The organism is Intrasporangium oryzae NRRL B-24470, assembly GCF_000576595.1.
In the GTDB taxonomy this organism is placed as follows: Bacteria; Actinomycetota; Actinomycetes; order Actinomycetales; family Dermatophilaceae; genus Intrasporangium_C; species Intrasporangium_C oryzae.
This window is the reverse complement of record NZ_AWSA01000085.1, coordinates 1-9480: the sequence shown is the minus strand read 5'-3', so window position 1 is coordinate 9480 and position 9480 is coordinate 1. Positions and strand designations below refer to the sequence as shown.

At 72.2% G+C, this 9480-nt stretch carries 12 protein-coding genes and 1 pseudogene; 7 read left to right on the top strand and 6 right to left on the bottom strand.

All coding sequences use genetic code 11. The features are described 5' to 3' along the window. Both N865_RS20860 and N865_RS20855 read right to left on the bottom strand, forming a co-directional pair. A pseudogene (locus N865_RS20860) lies at positions 1-395 on the bottom strand (hypothetical protein); the annotation flags it as partial. A gap of 200 nt (positions 396-595) precedes the next feature. Then, positions 596-1231 (bottom strand): hypothetical protein, encoded by a 636-nt coding sequence (locus N865_RS20855; protein WP_034810200.1) that lies wholly within the window; start codon positions 1229-1231, stop codon positions 596-598. 108 nt (positions 1232-1339) lie between these two features. Here N865_RS20855 and N865_RS20850 point away from each other — a divergent pair, with 108 nt between their 5' ends. The 3 genes from N865_RS20850 to N865_RS20840 all read left to right on the top strand — a co-directional run bounded on the left by N865_RS20850 (position 1340) and on the right by N865_RS20840 (position 4248). Continuing rightward, positions 1340-2446: an App1 family protein gene (locus N865_RS20850; protein WP_034810199.1), complete on the top strand. Its 1107-nt coding sequence runs from the start codon at positions 1340-1342 to the stop codon at positions 2444-2446. 12 nt (positions 2447-2458) lie between these two features. Then, on the top strand, positions 2459-3319 hold the full coding sequence (locus N865_RS20845; RefSeq protein ID WP_034810198.1) for an Fpg/Nei family DNA glycosylase: 861 nt from the start codon (positions 2459-2461) through the stop codon (positions 3317-3319). A gap of 119 nt (positions 3320-3438) precedes the next feature. Further along, positions 3439-4248, top strand: coding sequence for a hypothetical protein (locus N865_RS20840; protein ID WP_034810197.1), 810 nt, complete (start codon positions 3439-3441; stop codon positions 4246-4248). A 61-nt stretch (positions 4249-4309) separates the two neighbouring features. Here N865_RS20840 and N865_RS22055 read toward each other — a convergent pair whose 3' ends face one another. Beyond that, complete coding sequence (locus N865_RS22055) at positions 4310-4786, bottom strand: CD225/dispanin family protein (protein WP_051511198.1); 477 nt, start codon at positions 4784-4786, stop codon at positions 4310-4312. Positions 4787-4790: 4 nt separating this feature from the next. After that, positions 4791-5114 (bottom strand): rhodanese-like domain-containing protein, encoded by a 324-nt coding sequence (locus N865_RS20830; RefSeq protein WP_034810196.1) that lies wholly within the window; start codon positions 5112-5114, stop codon positions 4791-4793. A 129-nt stretch (positions 5115-5243) separates the two neighbouring features. On the opposite strand from N865_RS20830, the gene pdxY reads away from it, so the two are divergent. From pdxY to N865_RS20815, 4 genes are all read left to right on the top strand, one after another. Continuing rightward, positions 5244-6092, top strand: a complete 849-nt coding sequence (pdxY, locus tag N865_RS20825) for a pyridoxal kinase PdxY (RefSeq protein WP_034810203.1) — start codon at positions 5244-5246, stop codon at positions 6090-6092. 204 nt (positions 6093-6296) lie between these two features. After that, positions 6297-6842: a hemerythrin domain-containing protein gene (locus N865_RS20820; protein WP_084328440.1), complete on the top strand. Its 546-nt coding sequence runs from the start codon at positions 6297-6299 to the stop codon at positions 6840-6842. Next, entirely contained in the window at positions 6832-6969 is a 138-nt protein-coding gene (locus N865_RS22900; RefSeq protein WP_157557815.1) for a hypothetical protein, read from the top strand. Before N865_RS20820 ends, N865_RS22900 begins: the two co-directional genes overlap by 11 nt. A gap of 21 nt (positions 6970-6990) precedes the next feature. Then, complete coding sequence (locus N865_RS20815; protein ID WP_034810195.1) at positions 6991-8253, top strand: ATP-binding protein; 1263 nt, start codon at positions 6991-6993, stop codon at positions 8251-8253. Between the two features lie 220 nt (positions 8254-8473). On the opposite strand, the gene N865_RS20810 is transcribed toward N865_RS20815, so the two are convergent. Continuing rightward, positions 8474-8755 carry a winged helix-turn-helix transcriptional regulator gene (locus tag N865_RS20810; protein ID WP_034810194.1) on the bottom strand — a complete coding sequence of 94 codons (282 nt, stop codon included), beginning with the start codon at positions 8753-8755 and terminating at the stop codon, positions 8474-8476. Next, positions 8752-9156 (bottom strand): VOC family protein, encoded by a 405-nt coding sequence (locus tag N865_RS20805; RefSeq protein WP_034810193.1) that lies wholly within the window; start codon positions 9154-9156, stop codon positions 8752-8754. Before N865_RS20805 ends, N865_RS20810 begins: the two co-directional genes overlap by 4 nt. Between the last annotated feature and the right edge of the window lie 324 nt (positions 9157-9480).

Sequence of the window (9480 nt, the reverse complement as noted above, 5' to 3'; positions counted from 1 at the left end):
GCCGCGGCGGCGCCGAGCGCGGCGCCGAGCAGGGCCCAGAGGGCGTTGCCGATGCTCGGCCGCGGCTCGGCAGGCTCGCCGGGGCCGTCCGGGCGGGGGTGGCGTCCGAGGTAGGCGGCGAGCTGTGCGACGATCGCGCCCGTCGTCGTCACGACGGAGAGGAGGCCGAGCGTGCCCGGGGCGAAGGGCAGCGCGACGCGGGGTGGGTCGGCGGTGTCGGCCCCGAGCCATGTCCCGAACGTCGGCTGCCGCAGGCCCGTGAGCAGCCACGGCAGGGCGCCGACGAGCCAGAACCCGAGCGCGGCCACGACGAGCACCCCCCAGCCGGGCAGTCCCTTGCCGCGGGTCCTGGGTTCCGATCGGTCAGCTGGGGCGGACTCCCTCTCGGTGCGCACCCGGTGATCCGATCATGGGAAACGGAACGAGTCCACCCCAACCCGGCGAAATCAGCATGAAACCGCGCCCGGCGCAGGTGAGCGCGTCGAGGCGCACGGCAGCCGCGACCGCCGTGCGAGGGTCGGGGCCGACGCTGCAGGCCCGCCGGCCGGCCGGGGTCGGGGTCGGGGTCAGACGGGATGACGGCGCCGGAACGGCGTCAGGCGCGGTCCGGCCGCCAGAGCTGGACGGACGCGACCGGCTCGAACCCGGCGCCGAGGAAGGCCCGGACGGCCCGAGCGTTGCCCGGCGCGCACGCGGCGACGACGACCTCACCCTCGGGCACCAGCGTCAGGGCCCTGCGCACGACCTCGGTGCCGGAGTGCGCATGGGCCGGGTCCGTCTCGATGCCGATCTCGGGCAGGCCGGCGAGCCCCGACGAGAGGGTCACGAGCGTGTGGTCGTCGTGAGCGGCATACCCGAAGGTCCGGACCTCGCTGCGGACGGAGGTCGCGTGCTCGGCGCGGGGGTGGTTGCGCAGGTCGCTCCGCGGCTGCAGGGCCGGCTCGCCACCCGCGCCGCGGGCGACGAGGACGAGGTCGAGGGCGTCGATCCAGCCGCGGCCGGCCAGCGCGGACACGAGGCGCGGGTTGCTCGCCCCGCCGAAGCCGTCGGCGCCGAGTGCGTCGATGTCGGCGTCGGAGGCGTCCGCCCCGACGGCGAGGAAGGCGTGGCCCGTGAAGGCGACGACGCCCTCGACCCCGTCTCGCCACATGGGGATCCGCTCCCAGCCGCCGTCGACCGCGGGAAACGCTCCCGTCGCGGCGCCACGGAGGATCTCGCCCAGCTCGTTCACGGGCCCATCAAACCCCGGATCGGCCGTCGGCGCCCGTCGAGTCCGCTTGCCGACCGGCACCCTGGTCACGGGCGGGTGGGCGTCGGCCCGGTGAAGTAGGTTGGGCCCATGTCCCGACCGCACGCGGCCGCCATCATCGAGGACACCGTCCACGGGCAGGTCGAGCGTGCGCTCCGCAGCCGCGGCTGGAACAGCCGGGTCATCACCCACATCGGCTACGGCTCGACGTCGTTCGTGCGGGTCTTCGCCCGGATCGTCATGGGCCGCAAGGGCGAGCCCGGACCGCCGAGCCGGCAGGACGCGACCGGCGCGCTCTCCCCGGCGCGCTACGACCGCGGCTGGCGCGCCTTCGTGACCTCGCCCGCGAGCGGCGTCCCGGTGACCGTGACGATCGGCGACCGGGAGGTCTACGGCCGGAGCGACCGCGGCGGCCACGTCGACGTCGTCGCCCACGACCACGGGCTCGAGCCGGGGTGGCAGCAGGTCGTCGTCCAGGCCCAGGGGGCCGAGGCCGTCCCGGCCGACGTCTTCATCGTCCCCGACGGGGTCACCTTCGGGATCGTCAGCGACATCGACGACACCGTCATCACGACGATGCTGCCGCGCCCGATGATCGCCGCCTGGAACACCTTCGTGCGCCGCGGCAAGACCCGCCGGGCCGTCTCCGGGATGGCGCCGCTCTACCGACGGCTCCTCGCTGCGCACCCGGGCGCGCCGATCGCCTACGTCTCGACCGGGGCGTGGAACACCACGCCCACCCTGACCCGCTTCCTCGTCGAGGGCGGCTACCCGGTGGGCCCGCTCTTCATGACCGACTGGGGCCCGACCAACACGGGCTGGTTCCGCAGCGGTCAGGCGCACAAGCGCACGAGCCTCGACCGCCTCGCCCGCGACTTCCCCGACATCCGCTGGCTCCTCGTGGGCGACGACGGCCAGCACGACCCCCAGATCTACTCCGCGTTCGCCGAGGCTCGCCCCGACCGGGTCGAGGCCATCTGCATCCGGCAGCTGTCGCCGGCGGAGCAGGTCCTCTCCCACCCGATGGGGCGCCTCGAGGCGCCGGTGCGGCCGTGGGGCCCGCCGGCGGTCCCGACCTTCTCGGCCCCCGACGGCCACGGGCTCCTGCGCCTGCTCGAGCAGGCTGGTCGCGTCGGCGAGCCCGTCGCGGCGCACGAGCAGCCCTCCCGTCCCGACCGCCCGACCGCCTCGGGCTGAGAGACTGGCGCCATGCCTGAGCTGCCGGAGGTGCAGGCGCTCGTCGACTTCCTCGCCGAGCGGACCGACGGCCTTGCCGTCGTCAAGGTCGAGCTCGCGTCGATCAGCGTCCTCAAGACGTTCGACCCGCCGCCACAGGCGCTCGAGGGAGCGCCGATCGACGGCGTCCACCGGCACGGGAAGTTCCTCGACATCGACGTCGACGGGACCCATCTCGTCTTCCACCTGGCGCGGGCCGGCTGGCTGCGGTGGTCCGACCAGCTCCCCGACACCGTCCTGCGGCCGGGCAAGTCGCCGATCGCCCTGCGGGTCCGGCTCTCAGACGGGTCGGGCTTCGACCTCACCGAGGCGGGCACGAAGAAGTCGCTCGCGGCCTACATCGTCCGTGACCCCGCCCAGGTGCCGGGGATCGCCAGGCTCGGACCCGACCCGCTGGCCGACGACTTCACGCGGGAGGTGTTCGGCGCCATCCTCGCCGGCCGCCGCACCCAGATCAAGGGCCTGTTGCGCGACCAGGAGGTCATCGCCGGCATCGGCAACGCCTACTCCGACGAGATCCTCCACGTCGCCAAGCTCTCGCCCTTCGCCATCGCCGGGTCGCTCACGCCCGACGTCGTCGACCGGCTGTATGCCGCTCTGCGCGAGACGCTGTCGAGCGCGGTCGCCGCGGCGTCCGGCAAGCCCGCCAAGGAGCTCAAGGACGCCAAACGGGCCGGCATGCGGGTCCACGCCCGGACCGGCCTGCCGTGCCCGGTGTGCGGCGACGTCGTGCGCGAGGTGTCCTTCGCCGACACCTCCCTGCAGTACTGCGCGACGTGCCAGACCGGCGGCAAGCCCCTCGCCGACCGGCGGATGTCCCGCCTGCTCAAGTAGGGCGGCACGCGGGGACGCCGGCACGGGCGGAGGCCGGCGCTCGCGGACGCCGGCACGCGCGGACGGCTCGGGGTGCAACGGTCCGCCCGCCGTGGTTGTCTTCAAGGATCATGAGAGCGATGTCGAGCCCTGTCCCCGCCCACCCGCTCCCGCCGTCCGCGCGCTCGCTGACGAGGTCTCTCGGGTTGGCGCTGACGAAGTCGCTCGGGTGGGCGCTGCTCCGGCTCGCCGTCGTTCCGGCGGTGCTCGTCGGCGTGGTCGCCGCCTGTGGCCAGGCGACTCCCGGCGGGAGCCCGACCCCGGCCGGCTCGGGCGCGACCGACGGCGGGGGCGCCGCCACGGCGTCCGCCTCGGACGGCGGGTCGGCGGGTGCTTCCGGCGCGACTGAGACGGTCACCGTCCGTGACGTGACCCTGACGGCGCGACCGCAGCCGGGCAGCGGGTCGCGGCTCGTCGTCGACTACACCCTCACCCACTCGGGCTCGGCCGATCTCGTCGCGCTCGACCGCGTGCCGGCCGATCTCGGCTCCGCGACGCTGCCCCCCGACCTCGACCCCGAACATGCCTGGGTGTACGTCGCCGACGGCGTCGCACGCGTGAGCAAGCAGGCGTTCGCCATCGCGCCCGGGGTGCGGTTCATGGCCGCGCCGGTGACCGGTGGACGCGCCCTGCCCCCGGGCGGGACGTTGACCGGCCGGGCGAGCGTGCCGCTGCCCCTCACGCTCGACGTGCCTGGTGACAGCTTCGAGGCGCCGCGTGACCCGGTCGGTCAGGACGTGCGGACGTGGCAGCTCTGCATCCAGGTCGTCGAGCGCACCTCCCCGGTGCGTCCGTCGCCCGATGACCCCGAGACCTTGCTCGTTCCGGTGACGGCGCCCGAGCCCGGCCGGCTCCTGTGCACGCCTCCGAGCGCGCTGCCGCTGCGCTGACCCGGCCTCGCCCCCGATCGGGTCCGTTCGGCCCGCCGCTGGGGCCGGGGCAGCTGGCTCGTCAGAGGCCGAAGACGAACAGAGGCAGGAACACCATGCCGAGGAAGAAGAAGCCCTGGACGACGAAGGCGCCGACGGCCAGGCGTCGGGCGAGCCTCGAGGCCCGCCACGCGTCCTCGACCCGGTTCTGCGCCCACAGTCGGCTCACCGACGCGGCCTTGACGGTCGCGACGAGCCCGAGCGGCCAGAAGCCGAGGAAGATGCCGAGGATGGCCCAGACGAGATGGCTGGGCGGGGGAGCGGCATACCCCGTGCGGTCCGGCGGCGCCGACGACGGGTAGGGGTAGGGCCAGTGCGGCACCTGCGGCAGCACGTCGGGCGGCGGTGCCGTGGCTGCCTGGGGCAGGGGGGTCGTGTCCGCGCCGTCGGACCACGCCGAGAAGGAGTCGTGTGACGGGTCGGGAGGTGACCAGAAGTCAGGCTCGCCCCGCTCCCCGGAGCGCTCCGGGGGGTTCTCGTCGTAGGGGCGACCGGTCATGGCATCAGATGATCTGCGGGTTGGCGGTGCCGGTGATCTGCTTGCCTGCGCGGTGCCACTCGAGCATGCCGCCCTCGACGTTCGCGACGTCGAAGCCCTGCTGGGCGAGCCACGCGACGGCGCGAGCCGAGCGCCCGCCCATGCGGCACACGATCCCGAGCGGGCCGTCGGTCTCGGGGATCTCCTCCAGACGCACGGGCAGCTCTCCGAGGGGGATGTGGATCGCGTTCGGGGCGTGTCCCGCCTCCCACTCGTCGTGCTCCCGGACATCGATGAGGAGGGCGTCGTCGGCCACGTCGTGCACGGTCGTGGTGGGGATTCCGCTCATGCATCCATCCTCGCACGAGCCGGCCCGTATGCCGCCGGGCTGGGACGAAGCGATAACCGCGGTCCGCGCCCAGCGGCATACGACCGGCGTCGGCGTGGGGTGGTCGGCACGATCGCTACCCTGTGGCGGGTGAAGATCCTGTCGATCCAATCCCATGTCGCGTACGGCCACGCCGGCAACTCGGCCGCGGTCTTCCCGCTCCAGCGGCTCGGGCACGACGTCTACCCCGTGCTCACGGTGACGTTCTCGAACCACACCGGCTACGGCGCGACGCGCGGACCGCTCATCGCCCCGACCGACGTCGCCGAGGTGCTGCTCGGCGTCGAGGAGCGGGGCGCGTTCCCGTCGATCGACGCGGTCCTGTCGGGATACCAGGGGGCCGAGGCCGTGGGCCAGGTCGTGCTCGACGCGGTCGCGCGGGTCAAGGCGGCGAACCCCGCCGCGATCTACTGCTGCGACCCCGTCATGGGCGACGTCGGGCGGGGCTTCTTCGTCCGCGAGGGCATCCCCGAGTACCTCCGCGACGAGGTCGTGCCGCGGGCTGACATCGTGACGCCGAACCAGTTCGAGCTCGAGTTCCTCGTCGGCCGGACGGTCGGCACCCTGTCCGAGCTCGTCGCGGCGGCCGACGAGCTGCGCGCTCGCGGTCCGGAGTGCGTTCTCGTGACGAGCGCACTGACGTCCGACACCCCCGACGGGTCGATCCAGATGGCGTGCGTGACCGGCGAGGGTGCGTGGGTGGTGACGACGCCGATGCTGCCGATGACGGTCCGCGGCGGCGGCGACGTGACCGCTGCGGTCTTCCTCGCGCACTACCTCACGGACGGCGCCCAGGAGGCGCTGAAGCGCACCGCGGCGACGATGTACTCCATCCTCGAGCGGACGCACGCGAGCGGCTCCGAGGAGATGCTCCTCGTCGCCGAGCAGGAGGCGATCGCCAACCCGCAGACCGTTTTCGAGGTTTCGGCGGTTCGCTGACCGAGAAGTCGTTGACGGCTGAACCGTACGGCACGTTATAGTCGCAACGCGCCGTTCCGCATGACCACCCCTGACCGTGCGGAACGGCGCTTTTTCATGCCCTCCGACAGGCGTGTTGGTGATCGGCCAAGATTTTCTTACACTGGGTTCCGTGGAAAATATCGAGTCGATGTGCACGCGTAGTGCGCGGACGGCGAGCGGCTGATGTGTGAGTACTGCGGCTGCCAGCAGATCCCGGTGATCGGCGAGCTCACCGCCGAGCACGACGCCGTCGTCGCGCTGATCGCCCTCGTCCGCCGGGACCTCGCCCGTGACGACCGGGACGCCGCGGCACGGACCACCCGCGACATCACCGCTGTCCTCGGCCCGCACACCGTGGTCGAGGAGGACGGGCTCTTCCCCCTCATGGCCGACGAGTTCCCCGACCACATCGACGCGCTGCGCGACGAGCACGCCCGGATCCACACCGTCCTCGCCGAGTCGGCCACCGCCGTACCGGACGATCCGGCATGGCCCTCCCGGCTGCTGACGACGCTGGAGCTCCTGAGGGAGCACATCCTCAAGGAGCAGGACGGCGTGTTCCCGGCAACGCTCAGCGTCCTCGACGGTGACGGCTGGGAGCAGGTCGAGCGCGTCCGCGAACGCGCGGGCAGCGCCCTGGTCCCTGCGTCGGACGCTCCCCCGGGGCACCACCATCACCCGCACGAGAGCCACGACCACGACGACCACCATCACGTCTGTGCCGGATGACGACCACGATCCCGCCGCCGCGGCGGAGCTCGTGCGCGGGCTCGGTCCGGACGGGCGGATGGCGGTCGACATCCGGAACCGGCGCGACACGATCGCCACGTATGCCGACCTATCGGGTCTGCGGTAGAGACGCGTATAGCCTCCGATCGTGGACCCCATCACGAACCCGTACGCCCCGGGTGCGGGGCAGCGGCCGCCGGAGCTCGCCGGCCGTGACGAGCAGTTGCGCACATTTGACGTCGTGCTCGAGCGGATCGCCAGAGGCAGGTCCGAGCGCTCGATCGTCCTGACCGGCCTGCGCGGGGTCGGCAAGACCGTCCTGCTCAACGCCCTGCGGTCCTCGGCCGTCCGCGCCGACTGGGGGACCGGAAAGCTCGAGGCCCGCCCCGACCAGCGCCTCCGCCGCCCGCTCGCCGCCGCGGCGCACCAGGCGGTCCGCGAGCTCGGTCACCCGAGGCCTGACGACGTCGACCAGGTACTCGGGATCATCAAGTCCTTCGCCCTGCGGGACGCCCCCACCGCCGCCAAGCTGCGCGACCGCTGGCAGCCCGGCATCGACGTCCCTGCCGTCCCCGGCCGTGCGGACTCCGGCGACATCGAGATCGACCTCGTCGAGCTCTTCACCGACATCGGGGGGCTCGCCGCCGACGTCGGTAAAGGCGTCGCCTTCTTCATCGACGAGATGCAGGACCTCGATGCCGAGGACGTCTCGGCCCTCTGCGCCGCCTGTCACGAGATCTCGCAGTCGGGCCTTCCGGTCATCGTCGTCGGCGCCGGACTGCCGCACCTGCCCGCCGTGCTCTCCGCCTCGAAGTCCTACTCCGAGCGGCTCTTCCGCTACTCCCGCATCGACCGCCTCCCGCGCGACGCCGCCGACCGGGCTCTCGTCGGACCGGCCTCCGAGGAGGGGTGCGAGTTCACGCCCGAGGCCCTCGACGAGATGTATGCCGTGACCGCCGGCTACCCGTACTTCATCCAGGCCTACGGCAAGGTCGTGTGGGACATCGCGCCGACCTCACCGGTGACGCTGCAGGACATCCGCGTCGCCGTGCCCGAGGCCGAGGCCGAGCTCGCGGTCGGGTTCTTCGGGTCGCGCTTCGAGCGGGCCACCCCGGCCGAGCGCGAGTACCTCCGGGCCATGGCGGATGCCGCTCTCTTCGGTCCGCCGAACGGGCCCGCCGATGGCCGAGGTTTCGACGGCGCGGAACCGGGCTCAGCGGCATACGCCCCGGGGGGTGAGCTCGATGCGGTGCCGACCGCGGCGGTGGCGGACGTGCTGGGGCGCAAGCCGCAGTCGCTGTCGCCCGCGCGGGACGCGCTGATCAAGAAGGGGCTGATCTACTCGAGCGAGCGCGGGCAGATCGCCTTCACCGTGCCGCACTTCGGGCGCTACCTGCGCACCCAGGCCTGACAGGGTTGTAGGTCCGCCGCCGAGCGCGACGTCAGGTGGTTGACCGACAGGGAGGATCCCCGCACGGGTCTGACGGTCTGTGTGGGGCTCTTCGTGTTCTTTGCGGTCTTCGCCAGGTCGATGGTGGACGGGGGGGTCCCAACACTGTGGATCGTCCTTCTCCATGCAGTGAGTCTTGGTGAGGTCGCCTGGGCCATCGTCCGATACCGGCGCTGGCGAGCTAGTCCTCTTCGGCGCCCCAGCGTCCGAGCGCGACGATCGCCTCTCGCAGTGCGAGCCCGCGCTCGGTCAGCGCGTACGCACGTGTGTTGTGCCGAAGAGGAAGACGGGACAGCACGCCGGCCGCCTCGAGCTCGCGCAGGCGAGTTGCGAGCATGTTTGTCGGCGCTCCGAGGTCGCGCTGCAGGTCGCCGTAGCGCTGCGGCCCTTCGAGCAGGCGTTCCACGATGAGTAGGGCCCACCGGCTGCCGACGATCTCGAGTGCCGCGCCGAGGTCGGTCACTCGGTCGGATCGGTGTTCGGCTTCATCCAAAACGGCGAGTAGTGGTAGCCGTCGGGGTCATCGAACTGGCGCTGGTACATGAAGGGGTAGTCGTCGGTGTCGCCGATCCGTCCGCCGGCGGCGCCGGCGCGCTCGAGGAGCTCGTCGACCGCCCCGCGGCTGCCGAGGTCGAAGGAGACCGTGACCTTCGAAGGGGTGTCCGGTCCGCCGACCAGGTCCTCGACGCCGCCGACGTTCGCGTACATTTCGCGGCTGCCGAGCATGACGTATTGCTCTGGCGCGATTGCGAAGCACGAGACGTTGTGATCGGACATCTCGGTGTTGAGGGTCCACCCAAGGGCTGTGTAGAAGGCGGTCGCGCGCTCGACGCTTTCGACCGGGCAGGTGATGAAGAGGCTCATGGCGGCATACTTGCAAAATACAAGCGAGCCCGTCAAGGCCCGACCGCTGCTGGCCGACGCCAGCAAGCCCGGCGACTGCTCGTAGCCGTCCTCAGTGCGGCTAGGGGTGTGAGTCAGCATGTGAGCATTGCGTCTTGTCACTCGCGCTGTGGATCGGCAGTCGAGGGGCGGTCCGTGTCGCGCAATCAGCGGCAGGTGCCAGCCCTGGGTGAACCACGAAGCGACGCGAACTGCATGCTCGCGTGGAGCACGGGGAAAGACCCAAGACCCGGGCAGGCGGAGATCCACTCAACTCGTCTTGAGGGCGATGAGGGCTGCCATCCA